Origin of the sequence: Janthinobacterium sp. NKUCC06_STL, from assembly GCF_019345455.1 — a bacterium.
Taxonomy (GTDB): Bacteria; Pseudomonadota; Gammaproteobacteria; order Burkholderiales; family Burkholderiaceae_D; genus Janthinobacterium; species Janthinobacterium rivuli.
On sequence record NZ_JAHKQY010000002.1, the window covers coordinates 699,976 to 722,666 of the forward strand.

The following is a 22,691-nucleotide window of genomic DNA, read 5'->3' on the forward strand; positions in this document are numbered from 1 at the left end:
AAAGGTTTATATCAAATCGGTAGCAGGCAGCAGAGACAAGGCGCGCGCCGTGTCGATCAGCTTGCTCATCTTCCATTGCTGCAGCAGCACGCCGGGACCGAAGTCGCGCGAGCCGCCGATGGCTTCGGCAGCGATCTGGATTTGCGCGCCCTCTTCCAGCAGCAGGATGAATTCAGCCAGCTTCAGCAAGCCCTGCTTGCCCCACACGGTGGCGCCACCGTTCGCTTCCAGGATGGCCGTCGCGTGCGTGTTGCGGGCGATTTCGCCGAGGATGAAATCGACTTCCGGCTGGCGGCGGTCGATATAGATGGGAATTTCGCGGATCAGCTGGAAGCGCTGCACGGGCACGTAGCGGATCGGCAGCGTGCGGTGCGTCTGCGCCCACGCGCCCAGGGACGGCGAGTGCACGTGCGAAATCGACGTCACTTCCGGCCGCTCGCGGAACAGTTTTAAGTAACGCGCGCCGCCGTTGTTCGCGTCGCCCACGATCACCGTGCCATCGAGCGCCAGCACGGCCGCCTTCAGCGGCTGGCCACGGCGGAACGGCCCCGGATCGTTGACCACTACCACCTTGTCGCCGCCAGGGGTGCGCTCGACAAAGCCCACCGTGCCGTTGGCCGTCAGGCTGCCCGTCTCGCGCAAGCCGTCAAAGGCGACCTGCGCATCGCGCCGCACCTGCTCCACGAAGGCCAGTTCGGCCGTCGTCAGATCCTGCGCCTGTACTTGTTGTGCTTCCGCTTGTGCCACGTCCGTCATGTCATGCTCCATTTGCTTGGGTTGGAATACGGGTCAATCATGCCTCTACGTTTGCAAGACGCGTGCCAGCGCCGATGCCGGGAAAATGGTGGAACGCTGCTGCCTGCGCAACAGCGCCTGCTGGCGTGGCAGCAGTGGCGTGCGCACGCTCTGTCGGCCAGCCAGCACGCGGCGCGGGCACGTTTCCTGCACGGTTCCAGGCTCCACCCACCACCAAGGAATCCCATGACTACCGCACCATCTCCCGCCGTCGATACCGTCTGGTTCACGCGCTGCCCCGTGCCCACGGCCACGGGCCTGGCCTATAAACTGGGCTGGCTGGACGAGGAATTCGCCCGCGACGGCATCGCCTTGAAAACCCTGCAGGAAGTGGGCGGCGAGCTGGCGCGCCACCATTACGACCACGGCCTGTCCACGCTCGTGCGCGAAGGGGGCAACCTGCTGGCCCTGCCCGCGCGCGCACAAGGGGCGCCTACGCGCCTGATCGGCCTGACCTGGATCGACGAATGGCAAGCCATCCTCGTGCGCCCCGGCTCCGGCATCACGACGCCGGCGCAGCTGCAGGGCAAGCGTCTGGCGCTGCCCGTTTTCCGCGCCGAGGACTTGCGCGAAAACCGGCGCGGGCGCAGCATCGCGCGCGGCATGAGCCTGGCCGGCTACAAGGGCGTGCTGGCGTCGGCAGGCCTCACCTTGGACGATGTGCAGCTGGTGGAAGTGGGCGCCAACGCCCAGGCATCGGCCAATCTGGGCGCGGGCCTGTGGCAAGGCATCACGCCGCTGCTGCGCGGCGAAGTCGACGCCGTCTACGTGAAAGGCGCTGCGGCGGCCGAGGCGGCCCGCGCGGCGGGACTGGAAGTAGGCATCGATATCGACGCCCTACCCGACCGGCGCTTCCGCGTGAACAATGGCACGCCACGCCCGATCACCGTGCATGCATCCATGCTGGAACAGCATTTCGAGCTGGTCGTGCGCTTTTTGACGCAGACGCTGCGCGCCGCGCACTGGGCCCGCAGCCACCAGGCCGACGTGCTGGCCATCCTGCAGGGCGAGACGCGGGCCGGCGCCGATGCCGTGGCCGAAGCCTACCGTGATGGTTTTCATTTGACCCTGGCGCCCGACCTGTCCGATGACAAGGTGGCGCTGTTCCGCCAGCAGAAGGATTTTCAGCTGCAGCATGGTTTCCTGGACCGCGACGTGGATATCGAAAGCTGGATCGACCGCCGGCCTTTGGAGGAGGCGCAGCGGCGGCTGGAGGCATTGCTGCTGCAGGCAGCTTAAATGAGAAGGCCGGCGCAAGCGCCGGCCTTTCTGCATCAGGCAATCAGGGTCAGAACTGAATCGTATACGACGCGCCCACCGTGCGGCCCTGGCCGATGATGACGGTGTCGCCGTTGACGGCGCCCGGCACAAAGCTGGTCAAGGTGTGGTTGCGGTAGACCTTGTCGGCCAGGTTATTCGCATATGCCGTGATGCGGTGCTTGCCACCGGGGAGCACATATGACAGGCGCGCATTGGCCAGCGCGAAGCCTCCCTGGTTCAGCAGGTCGCGCGCGGCGTTTTGCGGGTCGACATAATAATACTGCTTCGACGTGTAGCGCACGTCGCCGCTGAAGACCAGCTGCGCACCATTGCCCAGCGGGTAGCGGTAGTCGGCCGCCAGCAAGGCCGTCACGTGGGGCGAGCGCACGAATTCATTGCCGGAGCGGTCGCCGCCATTGTTCTGGATGGCGAAATCGTCGAATTCCGTACGCAGCAGGCCGATATTGGCGTTGATGTGCAGCTTGTCCGTCGGCTGCGCCTCGATCTCGAATTCCGCGCCGTTCACATGGGCCTTGCGCACGTTTTGCAGGTAATTGACGCTTTGCGTGGGGTCGCCGTTGTACACACCCGTGATATTGACTTGCACGTTCTTGTAGTCATAGTGAAAAACGTTGGCGTTGAAATTCAAACGCCCGTCCAGCCATTCCGACTTGATGCCCGCCTCGAACGAGTTCAGGGTTTCCGGCTTCACCGTATTCAATGCCCGCACGTCCGTGGCGCTCGTGTTATAGCCGCCCGATTTGATGCCGTGCGCGTATTTCAGGTAGCCGCGCAAGGTGCGGCTGAAACGGTATTCCGGCGTCACGTCATACGTCAGCGCGTTCCACGTGGTCGAGGGGTTCGACGTGAAGTTGTTGTTGGCCACCGATGCGGCCGCGTAATTGCCGCCCCGGACCGTGTTCCACCAGTTGGCCGCGTCGCCAAACGTCACCGTATTCGATGCGGCCTGCACGCGCTGCAAGTCCAGGTCCTTGGTTTCCGTCGTCCAGCGCAGGCCGAAGGTGGAGAGGAACTGCTCGCTGAAGTTGACGGTCGTGCTGCCGAAGATGGCCGCGCTGCGCGCCTTGTGCTGGTAGATGGTGCGGTTGTAGCCGACAGGCTGCGTGCTGCCCGCCAGCGCCGGCACCGTGCCGTTGGGCAGGCGCGCGCCGGCCGCATCGGAATCGATCTTTTCATTGAAGTAGAACAGACCCGCCACCCAGCTCACGGCGCCGTTTTGCGGCGACGTCAAACGCAGCTCCTGCGACACTTGCCGGCTGCTGGCTTTTGAACGGCTGCGGCCCACTTCCAGCGGTGTGTTGTCGCTGTCGCCTGTCGCCTCGTTGCGGAAGTTTTCATAGCCCGTGATCGACGTCAGGGTCAGCTCGCCCAGCGCGTATTCCAGGTTCAGCTGCGCGCCGCCCTGCGTCACGTCGCTGTCGGCCGGCGCGTTCGTGCTGACGTCATCGGGATTGGTGCTGGGGATATAGCCATTGCGGTAGACGCCATTGGCGCCATAGCTGGCCACGGTGGTGGTGGCGCCCTTGGTCGTGTAGTCGCGGTAATGCAGGTTCAGGTTCGCCGTCAGGTCGCGCCCGATCAGGGCCTTGAGCTGGCCGCGAATGGCGCTGTCCTTGAGCTTTCCATCGCGCTCGCCCGTAAACTGGTTGTGGAAGCGGCCCTTGTCCTGCTGCTCCGTATGGAAGGAGAGGCGCCCCGCCAGCACCTCGTCGACCAGCGCGCCGCCAATGGCGCCTTCCGCCAGGGTGGTGTCGTAGCTGCTGTAGTCAAGCTTGGCGTAGCCGCTGGACTTGAACGAAGGCTTGCGCGAAATGACGTTGATGGCGCCACCCGTCGTGTTCTTGCCCCACAACGTGCCTTGCGGACCGCGCAGCACTTCCACCCGGTCCAGGTCAAACAGGGGAAAGCCCGTGGCGCTGGAATTGCTGATGTAGACATCGTCGAGATAGAAGCCGACGGGATTCGGAAAGTCGATCTGCTGCTGGCCAGCACCGACGCCGCGTATCCACCAGCGCGGGCGGCCATGCTGCTGCGTGCCGGCCGAGGCGTTCGGCACATAATTGAGGATTTCGCTGGCCGAGCGGCCGATGCCCGTATCGAGCAGCTCCTTGCCGCCCAAGACCGTGATCGCACTCGGCACTTTTTGCGCCGATTCCTCGCGCTTTTGCGCCGTCACCGTCACCGATTGCAGGGAAGCGCCCTCGCCGCCGCCATTCGCGTCGGCCGCGGCAATGACATCGGCGCCCGGCGCTTCCGCATGCGCCATGCTCGAAGCGAGCATCAAGCCGCCGATGGCGAAGGCCGAGCGCAGCGCACGGCGCAGCGGTGTCAGATGAAAGGGAAAAGAGGAAACGGCGGCGGGGGCAGTTGAACGGCGCATGGGTGGTTATCCTTGAGTAAAGTCAAAACGCGAGATGGTGATGACTGTTACTGCAAGGCGCATGCCCGCTGCCGCGGCGCAGCAAAATCGTCGGTAAGTGATTGATTACAAAGGAAGACTATCGTAATGATAGTGCTGTTGATTTGGCAGCAGCGGCGCTGCCGCGTGCTGCCTGCGCGACAGCAGGCGGTGACGCTGCTGTCGCGGCAACAGGTGATACTCAGGCGGCGCGCAACAGCGCCGCCGTATGCCCGCGCACGAGTGGCAGCACTTCCTCGCCCACCCTGTACGCTTCTTCCAGGTGAGGCGTGCTGGCCAGGATGAAGGCGTCGGCGCCCAGTTGCACCAGTTCGTCCAGACGCTCGGCCACTTGCTGGTAGCTGCCGACGATGCCCTGCGTCTGCCCGCCGCGCAGCAGGTTGAAGCCGGACCAGATGTTCGGCGCCGTGGTCAAGTCCTTGTAGCTGTTCAAGGTGGTCGGGCGGTTGCCCCGCTGGCGCGCGGCGCCCACGGAATCGCCGCCATCGGCGCCGAGGAACTGGCGCAGGGTGGCGGGGTCCACGGCGTCAAAGCCCTTGCGCACTTCATCCCACGCTTCTTCTTCCGTGGCGCGGGCGACGATGTCGACGCGCACGGCGCACTTGATCTTGCGGCCCAGCAGCGCCGTCTTTTCATGCACGCGGGCGAATTTCTCGCGCAGCTGCTCGAACGGTTCCAGCCACGTCAGGTAGTAATCGGCGTGCTTCGAGGCGGAACCGAGGGCCGCGTCGGACGAGCCGGAAAAATAGATCTCGGGGAAATCCTGCTCCGACAACGGCGTGGCCAGGCCCGCGTCTTCCACCTGGTAGAACTTGCCCTGGTAAGAAAACGGCCCGCCGCGCCACACACCGCGCACCACGTCGAGAAATTCCGTCGTGCGCGTATAGCGGTCGTCGTGGCCGGCCGAGTCGCCCCACCACAGCTGCGAAGGGCCGCCGCCGCCCGTGATCACGTTGTACAGGGCGCGGCCGCCCGTGGCCCGCTGCAGGCTGGCCGTCATGCGCGCGGCCACCACGGGGTTCAAAAAGCCGGGCTGGAACGGGATCATGAAGCGGAATGTACTCGTTTCGCGCGCCAGCAGCGCGGAAATGGCCCATGGTTCATCCGTCATCGGAAAAGACGGAATCAAGCCGCCCTGGAAGCCGGACAATTCGGCCGCGCGGGCGATTTCCGCCAGGTAGTCGATGTACGTAAAACCGTCGGCGCCGCCACCACCGAGGCCGGCCTGCCGCAGGTTGTCATTGCCGGGAAACCAGTCGCCGCGAAACGGGGTGCGGGCGCGGTGCGAACTCGGTTCGCCATGCGTGGGAATGCGCCAGAAAAAATCGATTGCCATGTGGGGTACTCCTTCAAATAAGGGGATTCAGGCTGCTTGCCGTTGCGTGTTCAACGCTGCCCGCACCAGCGGCAGCACGTGTTCGCCGATGCGGTAGGCTTCCTCGAAATGGGGGATGGCCGCCAGCACGAAGCTGGAAACTCCCGCCTGCGCGTAGGCTTCCAGCGCCGCGCTGACCTGTGCATAGCTGCCGACCAAGGCGCCGTGGGCGCCCGTCTGCGCTTGCGCAAAGCCGGGCCAGAAGGCGGCCGTGCCCCCATCAAACGCACTATCGTCGGACAATCCCGCCCCGCTGCGGTAGCGGCGCGCATCGCGCAAGGCTTCCTCGAAGGTGTCGCGCGCCAGCACGTCGATGCGCAAGCCCGCCGCCACGGTGCGGCCCAACTGGCCCGCCTGCGTTTGCAGGCCGGCGATGGCTGGCGACAAATCCGCCAGCGGTGCCGCATCGAACACGTGCACGTCGGCCTGGCGCGCCGACAGGGCCAGCGATTCAGGGGTATTGCCGGTCAAATAAATGCTGTTGACGCGATGGTTTGCCAGCGGTCCCTTGAAGCCGCCGTCCTGCACCTCGAAGAACTTGCCCTTGAAGCTGAACGGCGAATTACTTTGCACGCCGCGCGCCACCGTGATGAATTCATCGATGCGCGGCAGAATGTCGGCGTCCGGTACGGCATCGCCCTGGCGCCGGCGCGCTGCGGCATCGCCGCCATGACCGATCTGCCAGGCGAAGCGTCCGCCCGTGAAACGCTGGAAGCTGACGGCGTTCTTTGCCGCGTACACGGCAGAACCCCAGGCAGCGTCGAATTCGGCGATCAGTTTCAAATGGCGCGTGCTGCGGGCCAGATACCCCGCGACGATCCAGCTTTCATCACCCTGCGTATCGTGGCGTATCTGGATGCCGTCGAAGCCCGAAAGATCGGCCGCGCGGGCGATCTGGTGCAGGTAGTCGAAATAATTGAAGGGAGGACGTGCGCCGCGCGGGTCGCTCACGCCCGCCTGCAGGGGACTGGGCGCGCCAGCGGCCCGCTCGCCCCTGCGCGTGATGCCGGGCGCCGCGTAACGGCCGTCGCCGCTGGTAGGCAATTGCCAGATGAATTCGATGGTCATGCATGGACTCCTGTCGTGGATCGAAAAAAGGTCGCGGCGCATCATGCGTAGCGATCTGCCCTTCCCTCCTCGCAGAAAACATGCCATGCCGTATAGGCCCAACAGCGCCATTCGCTGCTGATTTGGCAGCACTTGGCTGCACCCATGGCAGCAACGTGTTGCGCGCGCAGCAGCCATGAAAAAAGCCGGAGCCGCATCGCTGCGGGTCCGGCTCCGGGAGGTTCCTCATGCGCCTAGTCGATGGCGCCCGCCTTTTTCAAAAAGGTGCGCAGGATGTTGCGGCTCAGGTTCAAGTGTTTGGCCGTACGCACCTGGTTGCGCTCATTGCGCTCCCACGCGGCGCGCACCAGTTCCTGCTGCATGGCTTCGAATTCCACGGCTTCGCCCGAGTCGAGCAAGGCTTGCCAGGCGCGGGCAAAGCGCTCGGCGGCCAGCATATCGTCCCGGCCGGCCGCGCCATGCGCCGCGTAGGCGATGTCGGCGCCGCCGGCCCAGGCGTCGGGAACAGGCGCAGAGACAGGTGCGGCAGGCGCGCGGTGCCAACCCGACAAACTCAAGTCCTCGGCCCGCACGACGCCGCTGCGGCACACGAGCAGCGCGCGATGGATGACGTTTTCCAGTTCGCGGATATTGCCCGGCCACGGGTAGCCAAGCAAGGCCTGCTGCGCGTCGAAGCCCAGCTCCACCTCGCCCAGGTGCAATCGCTGCGCATAGATAGCCATGAAGTGACGCGTCAGCGGCATGATGTCGCCCGGACGTTCGCGCAAGGGACGCAGCGGCAGGCCGATCACCTGCAGCCGGTAATACAGGTCTTCGCGGAAGCGCCCGGCCCGCACGGCTTCGGCCAGATCCACATTGGTGGCGGCGATCAGGCGCACGTCGATGGGGATGGCGCGCCGCGCGCCCAGGCGCACCACTTCGCGTTCCTGCAGCACGCGCAGCAGCTTGACCTGCATCGCCAGCGGCAAGTCGCCGATTTCATCGAGGAACAGGGTGCCGCCGCTGGCCGTCTCGAACCAGCCAGGTTTGCCCTGCTGGGCGCCCGTAAATGCGCCTTTTTCATAGCCAAACAGTTCGCTCTCGACGAGGGTTTCGGAAAACGCGCCGCAGTTGATCGCCACGAAGGTCTGGTCGGCGCGCCCACTCAAGCCGTGCACGTGCCGCGCGATCAGTTCTTTTCCCGTTCCCGTTTCGCCCGTGATCAGCACCGTCGCCTCGCTGGGGGCGATGCGCTCGATCAGTTCGTGCAACTGGCGCGAGAGGGGGTCCGCAAAGACAAAGGCCGTGGCGCGCACCAGCAAGCTCATTTGCTGCGGGTCACGGAAGGCAACGAGCGCCTCGCTGTCGCCGTCATCGCCGGCGCCACGGGCAAGGTGGGCGCTGCGCGCGAAATCGCTGCTGAAGTTGTGGGCTAAGAGTTCCATGGACCGACTATACCGCGCTCCATCTCCAGGCGTGAACGAATGGTGCCGCGCTTGCTTATCCGGATTTTGCATATGCGGGGCGTTGGCCCGAACCTTGCTGCGGCAAAGGAGCAGGCAATGTCGCCTGCCCACCACGGAGCACCTCCCCATGCCAGCACGCTAGCTTGTCCTGAATGTCTTTTTACAACGCCACGGCCACCATCCTGCCGCCTGGCGCCATCCGTCGGCCAGCGCCAGCGGACGGCCCGACCTGGCCTGGTGGCTGCGCGCCGCCAGGCTGGCCGAGGCGGCCAGGTTTGACAGCTTTTTCATCGCCGACTTCATCGGCCGCGCCGGCGACATTACGCCGGAAACGGGCCGCGCCGCCATCGGCCTGCCGTTCGAGCCTTTCACCCTGCTGTCGGCCATTGCCGCCGTCACCAGCCATATCGGCCTGATCGCCACCGTCAATACCAATTATGAGCACCCGTATCACGTGGCGCGCAAATTCAGTTCGCTCGACCACCTGAGCGGCGGACGGGCGGGCTGGAATGTCGTGTCTTCGTTTGGCGAGCATACGGCGCGCAATTTCGGCATCGATGCAGCGCGCAGCCATGCGAAGCGCTATGCGCGGGCCGGTGAATTCGTCGCCCTGTCCAAGGCCTTGTGGGATAGCTGGGACGACGATGCCTTCGACCGGCCCGACCGCGCCGGCGGCCAGTTCTACCCGCCGGCGGCGGGCCACCCGCTCGACTTCCAGGGAGACTACTTTGCCTCGCAAGGCTTGCTGGACTTGCCTCGCCCCGTGCTGGTCCAGGCCGGCAATTCCGAAACGGGCCGCGAGTTTGCCGCGCGCCTGGCAGAAATGGTGTATTGCTCCGCCACCTCGCTGCCAGTGGCACAGGCGTATTACGCGGACGTGAAGGGCCGCATGGCGAAATACGGCCGCGCGGAAGATCAATTGAAGGTCACGCCCGGACTGTCCGTGGTGGTGGCCGAATCGGACCAGGAAGCGCAGGATCAATTTGGCGAACTGCAGGACCTGGTCGACTTCAGCAATCTGGAATTTGGCGGCTTTGACTTGTCCGGCTATCCGCTCGACGGCCCCCTGCCCGACCTGCCCTACCAGGCAGGCGACAATGGCAAGGGGCGTTTTCAGCAGCAGTTGGAGCTTGCCCGCCGCGAGAACCTGACTTTGCGCCAGCTGGTGCTGCGCTTTCGCGTGGCGCGCGGCCATCTGCAAGCGATCGGCTCCGTCAAGACGGTGGCCGACGTAATGGAGCAATGGTTCGTGGAACGGGGGGCGGACGGTTTCAATGTCGTGCCGCCCCTGCTGCCGCAAGGCTTCGAGACATTTACCCGGCTGGTGGTGCCGGAATTGCAGCGGCGCGGCCTGTTCCGCACCGAATATGCTGCCAGCACCCTGCGCGGGCATCTGGGACTGGCGCGGCCCGCCAACCCGCATACGCTGGCGCGAGCCGCGTGACCATCACGGCTCCGGGTCGAAATGCTTGCGCAAGCCTTGCCAGCACTCGAAATAATCGTTTTGCAGCAGTTCGCTGTTCAAGGCGAATGGCGTGGGCTTGAGGATGGTGCGCGTTTCGAACATGAAGGCCATGGTGTCGCCCACCTTCACGGGCGCGGACGTGTCGCTGTGCGACGCCTTTTCGAACGTTTGCGCATCGGGGCCGTGGCCGGACATGCAGTTGTGCAGGCTGGCGCCGCCCGGCACGAAGCCGGCCGCCTTGGCGTCGTACACGCCGTGGATCAGTCCCATGAATTCGCTGGCCACATTGCGGTGGAACCAGGGCGGACGGAACGTGTGTTCGGCGGCCAGCCAGCGCGGCGGGAAGATGGCGAAGTCGATGGAACCAAATAGCGGATTTTCGCTGGGCGCCTGCAGCACGAGGAAGATCGAGGGGTCCGGGTGGTCGTAGCTGATCGAGCCGATGGTATTAAAACGGCGCAAATCGTATTTATAGGGCGCGTAATTGCCATGCCAGGCCACCACGTCCAGCGGTGAATGGTCGAGCGTCGTGCGCCACAGATGGCCGCCGAACTTGGCCAGCAGTTCGCATGCGCCATCGATGTCTTCATAGGCCGCGTGCGGCGTGAGGAAGTCGCGGCTGTTGGCCAGGCCGTTCGAACCGATGGGGCCCATGTCGGGCAGGCGGAAGGGCGTGCCGAAGTTTTCGCACACATAGCCGCGCGCCGCGCCATCGGGCAGGGTCACGCGGAAGCGCACGCCGCGGGGAATCACGGCGATTTCCTGCGGTTCCAGCTCGATCAAGCCCAGCTCCGTGGCAATCGCCAGCCGGCCCTCCTGCGGCACCACCAGCAATTCGCCATCGGCCGAATAAAAGAAGCGCTGCATCGGGCGGTTGGCCGCGTAAACGTGGATGGCGCAGCCGCTCATGGTTTCGGCGCTGCCATTGCCGGCCATCGTCTGCCAGCCGTCGATGAAGTCTGTTGGCGTCGCGCCGTCGGGCAACGGCAGCGGGTCCCAGCGCAGCTGGTTCGGCGGCGTGGGGGGCATGGCGTGGAAATCGCTGACGATGCGGGTATTTTCAGCCAGGGTAAATGGCGGATGCTGGCTGGCGGGACGGATGCGGTACAGCCACGAGCGCCGGTTCTGCGCGCGCGGCGCCGTGAAGGCCGTGCCAGACAATTGTTCCGCATACAGGCCCAATGGCGCCCGCTGCGGCGAATTCTGCCCCTGCGGCAAGGCGCCGGGCACGGCTTCCGTGGCAAATTCGTTGCCGAAGCCGCTTTGGTAGCCGGCGCCTATCATGCGCGCTCCGCCAGGCCGTCGGCCGCGTCGCGCAGCAAGCCTTGCACCACGTCGGCCTTGCCGATGGCGCCCATGGCCAGCAGGGCGAAGCGGGCGAGGAACAGGGGCGAACGCTGCTCGCCCAGGCCGCCCATGGTATGGCACAGCTCGGTGTACAAATTATCCAGTTCGATGTCGGTCATGTTTTTGCCTCTTCTCTGGCTCTCGCCATTTTTAACCCCTTGCCAATTCCGGGGTCGGACCCTGAGGGTCCGACCCCAGCCGTTCAGCTCTTGGGTTTATTCAGTTTAAAACTTTCGCCAGCGCTTCAATCACCTGCCCCGCTTTCACCTCACGCCAGCGCCCCAGCACATGCCCATCCGGGCGCACCAGATAAAAACTGCCAGGCTGCGCGTCAAACAGCGGGAATACCTGCGCCGTATGGTCCCAGGCGCACCCTTGCGCCCCGCCGCGGGCGATCGCCACGGTACTCAACGGCAATGTATCGCCCAGCGCCAGCAGTTCGGCTGGCACGGCGCCGTCCTCGCTGAAGTACAGTCCCGTGAAATCGCCATCGGCGCGTTTCAGCAAATCGGTAATATACCCGGCTTCTTGCCTGCCGTCTTGCAGCAGCGCCAGCGGGCATTCGGGCAAGACCGTGCCCGGCGCGGGACCGGCGGCGAACGTCTCGCTATCCTGCGCGTTCAGGGACGACTGCGCATACGCGATGGCGCTCGTCTGGCGCGGGTTGATCAGCGAGCGCACGTGCGCATGCTTGCCCGCCAGGCCCAGCACGGCTGTGCGCATGAGATCGAAAGCGAAGGTCGGCGGCGCCATGAATTCCGTGCTTTTGGTGCCGTGGCGCAGGTTTTCATGGGCGGCGTACACACGCTCGTCCGAATAGCTGTCCAGCAAACTGTCCGGCGCCAGCCCCTTGACGACATACGCCAGCTTCCAGGCCAGGTTGTCCGCGTCGTCGATGCCCGAGTTCGCCCCGCGCACGCCGAAGATGGGCACCAAATGCGCCGCATCGCCCGCGAACAGCACGCGGCCATGCCGGTATTTTTCCAGGGTCAGCGCGTTGGCCTTGTAGATGGTGATCCACACGGGATGCCACGGCGCTGTTTCGCCCATCATGGCCAGCAGGCTGTCCACGCGCGGCGCCACGTTTTCCAGCAGCACGGCCGCCTGCGCATCCTCGTCGTCGCGCAACTGGTAATCGATGCGCCAGATATCGTCGGGCTGCTTGTGCACCAGCACGGTGGAACCGGGATTCGATGGCGGGTCGAAATACGCGAGGCGCTCCGTCGGGCGCTCGCTCTTCAGATGGATGTCGACGATCACATAGCGCCCTTCATAGCTCGTGCCCTGCAATTTCAGGCCCAGCGCTTCGCGCACGACGCTGCGCCCGCCATCGGCCGCCACCAGCCAGTCCGTGTCGATCCTGTAGGTTTCATCGGGCGTGGCCACGGTGACCGTGGCGCCATCGGCGCGCTGGTCCACACCGGTGACCCGCGTTTGCCAGCGGATATCGATCAGCTCCGGCTGGCGTTCGGCCGCGTCGAGCAGAAATTGTTCGATATGGTATTGCGCCAGGTTGACCATCGGCGGCAGCTTCTGGTTCGCGTCTTGCGGCATCGTGAAATGCAGCACTTCCTCGTCGCGGTAAAAGCTGCGCCCGCCCGCCCATGGCAAGCCCTTGCGGATAAAACCGTCGAGCGCGCCCAGGCGTTCGATGATTTCCAGGCTGCGCCGCGAAATGCAGATGGCGCGGCTGCCCGTGCAGACGCCATCGTCCGCTTCGATCAGCACCGAGCGCACGCCGTGGCGCGCCAGGCCCAGGGCCGTGGCCAGGCCGACGGGGCCGCCGCCGACGATCAGGACAGGAACGTGCTGCGTCGATGCGCACGCTGGTTTGCCAGGCGGATAGACTTTCGGCACATGGGGATAAGGGTGGAAGGTGTCGCTCATGATGTTTCCTCTTCAACAATATTATTTGCTGCCACGGGCGATGGGCAGGGTCAGCACGATGGCCGCGCCCGCCACCAGCAGCACGCTGGCGTACAGCAAGCCCGTGGCAAAGCTGTGCGTGATGTCCTTCAGCCAGCCCACGACGACGGGGTTCAGGGCCGAGCCGATATTGCCCGTGGCGTTGATGACGGCGATGCCGATGGCGCGCGCACCCAGGCTCAGGGCCCGGTCCGGCGTGGTCCAGAAGACGGACATGGCCGTGTAAGCGCCCGTCGAGGCCATGCACACACCCAGCAGTTGCACCACGGGGTTGCCGGAATACGCCGTGAACAGCCAGCCGGCCGCCGACAGCAGCATGGGCCAGACGATGTGCCAGCGGCGTTCCTGCAGGCGGTCCGAGCGGCGGCCCCAGGCAATCATGCCGATGACGGTGCACACTTGCGGGATGGCGGCCAGCAGACCGATCTGCGTGTTGCTGGCATTGCTGTTAAAACTTTTCACGATCAAGGGCGTCCACACGGCCACCATCGCCAGGGTGTTGACCAGGCAAAAATAGGCGACGCCGAATTTCAGCACGGTGGGCGACAGCATTTCCGCCAGCACCGAGGTCTTCTGCTGCTGCGCGAGGTGTACGACGGCAGGCTTGTGCTCGGCCGCCAGCATGCGCGCCAGCACCTGCTGTTCCAGCTTGCTCAGCCAGTTTGCCTTGTTGGGAGAGTCGTCGAGGTAGCCGTACACGGCCAGGCCCAGGAACACGGAAGGCATGCCTTCGAGCAAGAACAGCCATTGCCATCCCTTCAATCCCCAGTGGCCGTCCAGGCCCAGGATCAGGCCCGACAAGGCGGAACCGATGGCGGCCGTCACGGGCATGGCGATCATGAACAGGGCATTGGCCCGCGCGCGATAGGCGCTGGGAAACCAGTACGTCAGGTACAGCAGCATGCCGGGCAGGAAGCCCGCCTCCGTCACACCGACGAGAAAGCGCAGCGCATACAGGCTGGCCGGGCCGGCGGCGAACAGGGTCGCCGTCGAGGCCAGGCCCCAGGCGATCATCATGCTGCCTATCCATTTACGCGCGCCGATGCGCGCCAGCACGATGTTGCTGGGAATGCTGCAGGCGATGTAGGCGATGTAAAACAGGGTGGTGGCAAAGCCGAACTGGGTACCACTCAAGCCCAGGTCCTGCATCATGGTCAGGCCGGCGAAGCCGATATTGATGCGGTCAAGGAAGGAAAACACGAACAGCAGGAACAAAAATCCCAGCAAATGGCGCGATACCTTGCGCATCACCTGCTGTTCCAGTTGCTTGGCGGCCACGTCGGGAACGGGCGCAGTGGTGGCGATGGTCATGCTTGTCTCCATAAGGTGTCGCCCTCCCCTTGTTGATTTTATTGGGTGAGAGCGGCCGGGTGATCCCGGCTTGAAACACAGTATGCAGACGACAATGCCGGCGGCTGTCCCCATTTTGGGGACGTTTTGCGGCCAAAACAGTCAAGAAGGCGGAGCCATCCCTACGCCGAAGGGACTAGACGTGCGCTGGCGCCATGCACAGGGCGAACAACTGGCGCTGGCTGGAAATACCCAGGCGTTTATACGCGCGTTTCTGGTAAGTGATCACGCTGGACGGCTGCACGCCCATGATCTCGGCAATTTCCACGGCCGTCAGGCCTTCGAGCACGCAGCGCAGCACGTCCAGTTCGCGCTTGCTCAAGGCGGGACAATGCTGGCGCAGCCGTGCCAGCATCATGGGCGCGACGCCTTGCGTATTCTGGCCGTTCAGGCTGTAGTGATGCTTGACGGCATGGGCAAACAGCGGTGACAGAGTTTCGATGCCCGCCACTTCGCCGGGCAGGAACTTGCCCTGGCTGCTGTCGCGGTAGAAATTGACGGACAGCCAGATATCGCCGGCCGGCTGCAGCAGCAGCGATAGCCGGTCCGAGACATGCGGTTTTTGATAGCAGACGGCGCGGTAGCCGGGATGGTCGATCTCGTCGCTGGCCTGCTGGTGCAGCACGATGGCGGGATCGGTTTTTCGCCCCGGCGCTGGCGCGATCACGCGCTGGTTGCCATCGAGCGCGTAATAGTGGCGCGCGTAGCTGTCGGCAATATCTTGCAGGAAACGTCCACCGCGCCGGTCGGCCACGGCGATAGTCCGTGGGCGGTTGCCGAATTCATAGGCAAAGATCGTGCACTGGGCAATCGGCGCAACCGTGCTGACCGTTTTCAGGATGGCCCCGGCGACGGCATTCACGTCCGCATGGCCGATGGCCGCCATCAACTCCAGGGTACGCCCGAAGTCCAGCTGCCCTTCCGCCGGCTGCCGCTCGACGCGCCAGTAACGCATGCCTCGCTCCTTATTGCCCGCGCTGCGGCAAGACCCAGTCCGGCCGGATGTAATGGCAGGTGTAGCCGTGCGGCAAGCGCTGCAGATAATCCTGGTGCTCGGGTTCCGCTTCCCAGAACGGACCGGCGGGCGCCACTTCCGTCACCACCTTGCCGGGCCACAGGCCGGAAGCGTCGACGTCGCGGATGGTGTCTTCGGCCACCCGTTTTTGCTCGTCGCTGGTGTAGAAGATGGCTGAACGGTAGCTCGTGCCGCGGTCATTGCCCTGGCGGTCTTCCGTGCTGGGGTCGTGGATCTGGAAGAAAAATTCCAGGATCTTGCGGTAGCTGATGGTGGTCGGGTCGAAAATGATCTCGATCGCTTCCGCATGCGTGCCGTGGTTGCGGTAGGTGGCGTTGGCCACGTCGCCGCCGCTGTAACCGACGCGCGTGGCGATCACGCCCGGATAACGGCGCAGCAAGTCTTGCACGCCCCAGAAACAGCCGCCGGCCAGGATCGCGGTTTCATTGCCTTGTGCATTGTCTTGTGCCATGGTGTCTTTCCCGTTCTAGTCAGAAGCAGCTATCTTACCCTGTCGCGCGACTTTCTTCAGCGGGCCAGCAAGCGCTTGAGCTGCGCCGCCTGGTAGGCGCCGATGGCGTCGTTGAACAGGCAGCGGATCAGCGGGTCGTCCACGATGTCGGCCTCGTCCAGTTCCGCCCGCGCCTCGGCATCGAAAGGGCCATCGTTGATGCGCATGTACATCGAGGTGAGCGATTCACCGAGCACCAGCGCCGCGTGGCATTTCACCAGCGGTACCTCGGTGGTCCATCCCGGCGCCTCGCCCGTGTCCGGCACGAGGTCGATCAGGTCGCCATGCGTGCGGTAATGCAGGACCGTGGCCGCGCCGTCATGGCCGTACAGCGACAGCCGCCACACACGCGGAGCCTGGAAATAGCTGTCTTCGGGCAGCTCCATGTCGCGGTAGCGCTCAAGCAAACCGTGGCGGCAGAAATCGAGCACCAGGGCCGCATCGGCGTCACTCAATGGCGCGAAACGGCGCGCGATGTCCGCCGTGGCGGGCGCAAGCGCCTCGGGGCGGTAGTCGAAATCCACGTCTTGCGGGCCCACGGGTATGACCCAGGGCAAGGGTTCGGCACTGCTCACACCGTGCGCATCGAGCAACACGGCCGTCGATGGGTCGAGGCGGAAGATGTGCGTCTCGGGCAGCGCGGCGCCGATTTCATCGGCAAAGCGGCTATAGGTAATCGGGAACATCGCATGGTTGTACCAGGACCAGTCTTCCTGCACGAACTGGCAGGAACTGGGCACGAGGTACCGGGGCGCCAGCGCGCGCAGCTGGGAAATCCAGTCATCGGGAAGTTCGACTGGGCCAGGCTGCGCTTGCGACGGCGCGATGACGGCGATCTCGCGCATGGTCTGGAATGGCCACAGCACCATGTCCCACGGCGCAAAAGCGGCCAGCTGCGCCAGAGTTTCAGGACCGATCCAGGAATCGACGACGTTGAGCACATTCAGCCCGGCGGCGCGCACCTGGAACAGCGAATCGACATCGTCATCGAGCGCGCGGCGCGGGATCACCTCGATGCTGCCCACCTGTACCGGCACGTCCACGTGCAGCCGCTCGACGCGGCTAAAACCCAGCGCGCGCAGCATGGCGAACAGTTCGTCGAAGACGCAGTACAAATAGATGGGCGTGGCGCGGTCCAGCACATCGAGGCTGTCGAGCGAGCAGTGGTCGTCGTGGAAGTGCGAGATGAAGACGGCATCCCAGCGCAGCCGGCGCACGGCGTCGAGGTCGAAGCGCACGGGCGGAAACGCGTGGCAGTTGCGGCTGAACGGGTTTTCGACGATGGGGTCGAAGGCGATGGCCGTGCCTTCGCATTCGAAGACATAGCCGGCGTGCAGGATGCGGGAGATTTTCAGAGGCATGGGAGGCGGGAATGCAGAAAGAACCCCAACAGCGTAAATGCTGGGGTCAGACCCGGCGGGTCTGACCCCGGAATTTGCTTTTGGGGTGAAAAAAATGCAGGGAATGTTCAATACGGATTATTCAGCACATCCATCGCAAAATACGTAAAAATCATGTCCGCGCCCGCGCGCTTGATGGCGCCCAGGGTTTCCTGCACCACGCGGCGCTCGTCGATGGCACCGGCTTGCGCGGCGAACTTGATCATCGCATATTCTCCGCTGACCTGGTAGGCGCCGATCGGCAAACGCGTCACTTCGCGCAGGTCGCGGATGATGTCCAGATACGCGCCGGCAGGTTTGACCATCAGCGCGTCGGCGCCTTCGGCTTCGTCGATCAAGGACTCGCGCACGGCTTCGCGGCGGTTCATCGGGTCCATCTGGTAGGTCTTGCGGTCGCCCTTGAGGGTGCTGCCGGCCGCGTCGCGGAACGGGCCATACAGGCCGGAGGCGAACTTGGTCGAATACGCCATCACGGGCGTATCGTGGAAGCCGGCCGCGTCGAGCGCGCTGCGGATCGCCGCCACCTGGCCATCCATGGCGGCCGATGGCGCGATGATGTCGGCGCCCGCCTGGGCCGCGATGACGGCCTGCTTGCCCAGGTTGAGCACCGTGCTGTCATTGTCGACCGTATCGCCATGCAGGATGCCGCAATGGCCATGGTCCGTGTATTCGCAGAAGCAGGTGTCGGACATTACCACCATTTCCGGCACGGCGTCCTTGATGATGCGCGACATGCGCGCCACCAGGCCGTCCGGGTTCAAGGTGTCCGTGCCGTGACTGTCCTTGTGGTGCGAAATGCCGAAGGTCATGACGGAGCGCAGGCCGGCGCGCGCGTAGCGCTCGATTTCCTGCGCCAGCTTCGCTTCGGGAATGCGGCGCACGCCGGGCATGGACTTGATGTCGATGAAATCGCTGCTGCCTTCGTCGACGAAGATCGGCAGGACCAGGTCGCGCGGATTGATCTCGGTTTCGCGGAACAGCTCGCGCAGTTGCGGGGTCGCGCGCAGGCGGCGCATGCGCGAAGTGGGGAATTGTGCTGGCATGGTAACTGGCTTCAGGTTAAGGACGCCCGCAAGTATACGCCGATCAAGGCGCTTGCGCCGGGCCGCCCGGCAAAAAAGCCGCGCAGGTCAAGAAACCCGGCCCCGCCCCGTCATTGCGCGTGCAGCAGGGCCGCCACTTGCCAGCGCATGTCCGCCGCCAGCTGCAGCAGCATGGCGCCGCGGCGGCGCGCGTCCGCCCGCTTTTTCGACGGCACCAGCTCGATATCCGGCATCCGGCAAGGGCCGCAAGGCAGGCGGTAATTGCCGCCGCTGGTGGGCAGCGCATGCAATTCACGCCACGCCAGGTCGTAATCGCACGAGATATGCCGGCGCCGGCGCCAGTTCAGCGCGATGCGGTTGGCGTTGCTGACCAGGTCAAGGTGGATGCAGCCAAAAAAATCGCCGAGGTCGCGCAAGGCGGCCACCATCAGGTTTTTCGGCCGGCAGCCGTGCAGCGCCCGCGTGGCGTCCTTGACCGCCTGCGCGCCGGCGGGCGAGCGCAAGCCCTGCAAGGCGCCCAGCTGGATGACGGCGCCGCCAGGCTGGGGCCGAAACAGGAAACTGGCCAGGTACAGCGGCACGCCGTCGCGCGTCAGGCGCAGGCACAACTCCCCTTCGCGGTGGCTGTCGTGGATGGCCGTCAGCTGCAAGCGGTAGCTGGCGCCATCCTTGCCCTCGATGGCGGCCAGCACCAGCGCGCGGCGCGCCGCGTATTCCACCAGCGGCCGAGCGCCCGCCTGCCACAGGAAACGGTAATGCCCGCACAGCAGGTCCACCCGCGCCGCGCAGCCGAACTGGCGACTGGCGTAGGGACGATAAATCTTGTACAGCAGGCTGGGATGGGCTTGCGCCAGCGCCGCCATTCCCGGCGTCGCGGCAATGAACGCTTGCCAGCGCGCGCGCTGCACGGGAAAGACGATGGCGCCCAGCGCGGCCTTGATACGGTGGCCATGCTGGCGCAGTGGCGCCTGCTGCGGCGCGGCGTTGTCGCCGGTGGCGGTAAAAGTATGCATGAAAACGGCTCTACTGAAATGGACGCGGCGACGGCCGCGGGCAGCCCGGAACAGGCGGCTGCGCGCACGCAGCCGCTCCACGCCGGGTAGAGCCGATGATAGGGGGAGGCGAAAATGAAGGGGGTTACAAGTTGGTAATGTGCCGATACGCCACGCCGGCCATGCTAGCGCAGCAGCCGCAAACGCAGGCGCAAGCCCGGCGCCGCGTCCTCGATCTCCAGACTGCCGCCATGCAGGGCCGCGATGGCCGCCACGATGGACAAGCCCAGGCCATTGCCGGGCAAGTGGCGGCTCTTGTCGAGCCGGTAAAAGCGCTGCGTCAGCTTCGGCAGTTCTTCCTTTGGCACGCCGGGGCCGTTGTCGCGCACGGCCAGCCAGCCGCCCTGCTCGTCGCTGCCGGCCGACACTTCCACCGTGGCGCCCAGCCCCGCATACTTGATGGCGTTGTCGACCAGGCTGGCCAGCGCGCTGCCCAGCAGGTTGCGGTCGCCGCGCGCGGGCACGCCGTCGCCATACATCTGCACCAGCAGCACGCCCTGCTCGTCGGCCGTGGCCTCGTACATTTCCACGATGTCGGCGCCGATCTGCTGCAGGTCGATGTCGTCGAAATTCTCGGGGCGCATGCCCGATTCGGCCGCCGCGATCTGCAGCAGCTTGTCGAACACGCGCGTGAGGTCGTCGATATCATCGATGGCCGCCTGCGCCGTCTGCGCATAGCCGGCCACGTCCTGCTGCTGGCGCAAGGCGCCATCGAGCTTGTTGCGGATGCGGCCCAGCGGCGTGCGCAGGTCGTGCGCGATGGCGTTCGACACGTGGCGCACGCCTTCCATCAGGTGTTCGATGCGGTCGAGCATGCGGTTGATGTCGCGGCTCAGCAAGCCGAATTCATCCTCGCTGGCGACGGGAATGCGCCGGCTCAGGTCACCGGCCTCGATTTCGCCCGCCGTGCGGCGGATCTGCCCGATACGCGCCTCGAGCTGGCGGCGGAACAGCCACGCGCCCGCCACCACCAGCAAAATGGCCACCCCGCCGCCATAGGCCAGCGAGCGCAGCACCAGCGTGCGGATCGACTTGCCCTCTTCCATGTCGCGCCCGACGAACAGGCGCGCGCCACCATCGAGATCGCGGATCAGCATGCGCGCGGGCACCCTGCGCCCTTCGCGCGTGACGTCGCGGTGCAGCAAGCGTCCCACGGGGCTGCCCACGTCGGGCCAGGCCGACAGATTGCCCGCCACGCGGCGGCCATCGGCGCCCACCAGCAAAAAGATCTCCGTGTCGCTGTCGGTGCGGTCGGTCAGCAAATGGGCGATTTCCGCCGTCGTGCGGCTGCTGTCGCCCTGCTGGTACAGCGCGGCGAGGCGCTCCGAGAGCAGGGTCAGCTTGCGGTCCACGCTGCGATCGAGCACGCCGATGGTGCCGAAATAGAACACGGCGCAGACGATGCTGATCGAGACGACCACCAGCACGCCGTAGCCAAGCGCCAGGCGGGCAGCGATCGAGCGGTGCCAGTTACGCACCGTCGATCACGCCCAGTGTGTAGCCGACGCCGCGCACCGTGTGGATCAGCGGCGGCGAGAATTCCTTGTCCACCTTGGTGCGCAAACGGCTCACCTGCACGTCGATGACGTTGGTCTGCGGGTCGAAATGGTAGTCCCACACGGCTTCGAGCAGCATGGCGCGCGTGACGGACTGGCCCTGGTGGCGCATCAGGTATTCCAGCAGGCGAAATTCGCGCGGCTGCAGGGCGATCTGCCGGTTGGCGCGCGTCACGCGCATGGTGCGCATGTCGAGCACCAGGTCGGCCACCTGCAGCTGCGTCGCTTCGGGCACGGGCGCGGCGCGCCGCAGCAGCGCCTCGATGCGCGCCAGCAGTTCGGCGATGGCGAACGGTTTTGACAGGTAGTCGTCGCCGCCGCTGCGCAGGCCGCGCACGCGCTCGTCGACGCTGGACAGGGCCGACAGCACCAGCACGGGCGTGTTGCGGCCCATGCCGCGCAGGCGCGCGACGATGGCCAGGCCATCGATCTCGCCGGGCAGCAGGCGGTCGAGCACCAGCGCATCCCAGTCTTCGCCGCAGGCCAGGCGCATGCCGTCGATGCCATTGTCGCAGGCGGTGACGTCGTGGCCCGCCTCGCGCAGGCCGGCACAGATATAGCGGGAAGTTTCAGCTTCGTCTTCGATGACCAGGCAGCGCACGGGAGTTCCTTGTAAAGATCAGGCAGCAAATAGGCGCAGCATACGCCAGGCGCGCGCCACTTGCCAGCCCCGCCGCGTGCGGCGCGCGATGGCAGGGTCGGGTACAATACAGCCTCGACAATGTTTGGCCGCGCCCGCGCGCGCATGCTGATGTGCGCATGTTTTCGGCGCCTTCCGGCTTGCCGCGGCCTGCAAACCACCACTGCCATTAACGAAGATCAGGCGCGCCTGGCGCACGCCACAAACCAATACTGCCATGAAATCGACCCACTCTCTCGCACTGGCGCTGGCCATGGCCATCAGCTGCGGCAGCGCCGCCGCAGACACCAAAGACACCAAACAAAGCATGCTGTTCGATGAAATCCCCATCGGCAGCTGGAGCACTTCCGCCGAACTGGGCGCCATCACCACCTCGGGCAATACGGTCGGCACTTCCGTCACGGGCAAGATCGACGCGCGCCAGGAACTCGATGACTGGAGCAACCAGTACATCTTCAGCGGCTACTTCAAGGAAGACGAAACGACCAACGACGATGGCGAGAAAGTGCGCGAACGCTCGGCCGAACGCTTTTCCGCCTCCGCCAAGGCCGCCTACAAGCTGATGGCCGACCATGAAAAGCTGTTCGTGCTGGCCTCGCATGTCAACGACAAGTTCGGCGCCTACACCAAATACTCGACGCTGGCCGTCGGTCATGGCTCGCGCTGGTACCAGTCGAGCGACAAGAGCGTCGACGTGGAAGTCGGTCCGGGCTATTTCAGCGGCACCAACGACGCGGGTGAATCGGAACACGGCCTGACGGTGCGCGGCGCGGCCGCCATGAAGTGGAAGATCAGCCAGTCAGCCATGTTCACCCAGACGGTCAGCGTGGAACGGGGCACCTCGAACACCCACTCGATCGCCGAAACAGCGCTCAGCACGAAAATCAACGGCACCATGCAGATGAAGGCCGCCTTCAGCGCCCGCAACGACACGCGCGTACCGGACGACAAGAAGAACACGGATACGCAAACGTCGCTGACCCTGGTCTACTCGTTCTAAGGC

General features: G+C 65.0%; 20 protein-coding genes. 3 read left to right on the forward strand and 17 right to left on the reverse strand.

The genetic code is table 11. The annotated features are described in order from the left end of the window. Positions 1-6: 6 nt before the first annotated feature. Positions 7-756 (reverse strand): class II aldolase/adducin family protein, encoded by a 750-nt coding sequence (locus tag KO539_RS12195; RefSeq protein ID WP_219309588.1) that lies wholly within the window; start codon positions 754-756, stop codon positions 7-9. Positions 757-801: 45 nt separating this feature from the next. Continuing rightward, positions 802-948 (reverse strand): hypothetical protein, encoded by a 147-nt coding sequence (locus KO539_RS12200; RefSeq protein WP_219309590.1) that lies wholly within the window; start codon positions 946-948, stop codon positions 802-804. Positions 949-981: 33 nt separating this feature from the next. On the opposite strand from KO539_RS12200, the gene KO539_RS12205 reads away from it, so the two are divergent. Beyond that, entirely contained in the window at positions 982-2,034 is a 1,053-nt protein-coding gene (locus tag KO539_RS12205; protein ID WP_219309592.1) for an ABC transporter substrate-binding protein, read from the forward strand. Positions 2,035-2,083: 49 nt separating this feature from the next. Here KO539_RS12205 and KO539_RS12210 read toward each other — a convergent pair whose 3' ends face one another. The 4 genes from KO539_RS12210 to KO539_RS12225 all read right to left on the reverse strand — a co-directional run bounded on the left by KO539_RS12210 (position 2,084) and on the right by KO539_RS12225 (position 8,362). Beyond that, on the reverse strand, positions 2,084-4,456 hold the full coding sequence (locus KO539_RS12210) for a TonB-dependent receptor (RefSeq protein WP_219309594.1): 2,373 nt from the start codon (positions 4,454-4,456) through the stop codon (positions 2,084-2,086). A gap of 220 nt (positions 4,457-4,676) precedes the next feature. Further along, positions 4,677-5,831: an LLM class flavin-dependent oxidoreductase gene (locus tag KO539_RS12215; RefSeq protein WP_219309596.1), complete on the reverse strand. Its 1,155-nt coding sequence runs from the start codon at positions 5,829-5,831 to the stop codon at positions 4,677-4,679. Positions 5,832-5,858: 27 nt separating this feature from the next. Further along, positions 5,859-6,938, reverse strand: a complete 1,080-nt coding sequence (locus KO539_RS12220) for an LLM class flavin-dependent oxidoreductase (protein ID WP_219309598.1) — start codon at positions 6,936-6,938, stop codon at positions 5,859-5,861. A 233-nt stretch (positions 6,939-7,171) separates the two neighbouring features. After that, positions 7,172-8,362 carry a sigma-54-dependent Fis family transcriptional regulator gene (locus KO539_RS12225; protein WP_219309600.1) on the reverse strand — a complete coding sequence of 397 codons (1,191 nt, stop codon included), beginning with the start codon at positions 8,360-8,362 and terminating at the stop codon, positions 7,172-7,174. Positions 8,363-8,531: 169 nt separating this feature from the next. On the opposite strand from KO539_RS12225, the gene KO539_RS12230 reads away from it, so the two are divergent. After that, positions 8,532-9,827, forward strand: coding sequence for an LLM class flavin-dependent oxidoreductase (locus KO539_RS12230; protein ID WP_219309834.1), 1,296 nt, complete (start codon positions 8,532-8,534; stop codon positions 9,825-9,827). Positions 9,828-9,830: 3 nt separating this feature from the next. Here KO539_RS12230 and hmgA read toward each other — a convergent pair whose 3' ends face one another. The 11 genes from hmgA to KO539_RS12285 form a co-directional block, all read right to left on the reverse strand. After that, positions 9,831-11,132, reverse strand: coding sequence for a homogentisate 1,2-dioxygenase (hmgA, locus tag KO539_RS12235; protein WP_219309602.1), 1,302 nt, complete (start codon positions 11,130-11,132; stop codon positions 9,831-9,833). Then, positions 11,129-11,314: a DUF2783 domain-containing protein gene (locus KO539_RS12240; protein WP_034755818.1), complete on the reverse strand. Its 186-nt coding sequence runs from the start codon at positions 11,312-11,314 to the stop codon at positions 11,129-11,131. Before KO539_RS12240 ends, hmgA begins: the two co-directional genes overlap by 4 nt. Positions 11,315-11,414: 100 nt before the next feature. Beyond that, a complete protein-coding gene (locus KO539_RS12245) occupies positions 11,415-13,082 on the reverse strand; it encodes an FAD-dependent oxidoreductase (protein ID WP_219309604.1) in 1,668 nt (555 codons plus the stop codon). 21 nt (positions 13,083-13,103) lie between these two features. After that, entirely contained in the window at positions 13,104-14,432 is a 1,329-nt protein-coding gene (locus KO539_RS12250) for an MFS transporter (protein WP_257626247.1), read from the reverse strand. Positions 14,433-14,607: 175 nt separating this feature from the next. Then, complete coding sequence (locus tag KO539_RS12255; protein ID WP_219309608.1) at positions 14,608-15,426, reverse strand: helix-turn-helix transcriptional regulator; 819 nt, start codon at positions 15,424-15,426, stop codon at positions 14,608-14,610. Positions 15,427-15,436: 10 nt separating this feature from the next. After that, the gene (msrA, locus tag KO539_RS12260; RefSeq protein ID WP_219309610.1) at positions 15,437-15,958 is read right to left on the reverse strand and encodes a peptide-methionine (S)-S-oxide reductase MsrA; all 522 of its coding nucleotides are present in this window, start codon (positions 15,956-15,958) and stop codon (positions 15,437-15,439) included. Between the two features lie 56 nt (positions 15,959-16,014). After that, positions 16,015-17,358: an MBL fold metallo-hydrolase gene (locus KO539_RS12265; RefSeq protein WP_219309612.1), complete on the reverse strand. Its 1,344-nt coding sequence runs from the start codon at positions 17,356-17,358 to the stop codon at positions 16,015-16,017. A 107-nt stretch (positions 17,359-17,465) separates the two neighbouring features. Beyond that, complete coding sequence (hemB, locus tag KO539_RS12270; RefSeq protein WP_070218449.1) at positions 17,466-18,440, reverse strand: porphobilinogen synthase; 975 nt, start codon at positions 18,438-18,440, stop codon at positions 17,466-17,468. A 110-nt stretch (positions 18,441-18,550) separates the two neighbouring features. Beyond that, on the reverse strand, positions 18,551-19,453 hold the full coding sequence (locus KO539_RS12275) for a DUF535 family protein (protein WP_219309614.1): 903 nt from the start codon (positions 19,451-19,453) through the stop codon (positions 18,551-18,553). A gap of 164 nt (positions 19,454-19,617) precedes the next feature. Further along, the gene (locus KO539_RS12280) at positions 19,618-20,970 is read right to left on the reverse strand and encodes a HAMP domain-containing sensor histidine kinase (RefSeq protein ID WP_219309616.1); all 1,353 of its coding nucleotides are present in this window, start codon (positions 20,968-20,970) and stop codon (positions 19,618-19,620) included. After that, the gene (locus KO539_RS12285; protein ID WP_035819315.1) at positions 20,963-21,649 is read right to left on the reverse strand and encodes a winged helix-turn-helix domain-containing protein; all 687 of its coding nucleotides are present in this window, start codon (positions 21,647-21,649) and stop codon (positions 20,963-20,965) included. The genes KO539_RS12280 and KO539_RS12285 overlap by 8 nt, the downstream gene beginning before the upstream one ends. A 256-nt stretch (positions 21,650-21,905) precedes the next feature. Here KO539_RS12285 and KO539_RS12290 point away from each other — a divergent pair, with 256 nt between their 5' ends. After that, positions 21,906-22,688 (forward strand): YdiY family protein, encoded by a 783-nt coding sequence (locus KO539_RS12290; RefSeq protein ID WP_176389881.1) that lies wholly within the window; start codon positions 21,906-21,908, stop codon positions 22,686-22,688. Positions 22,689-22,691 lie beyond the last annotated feature (3 nt).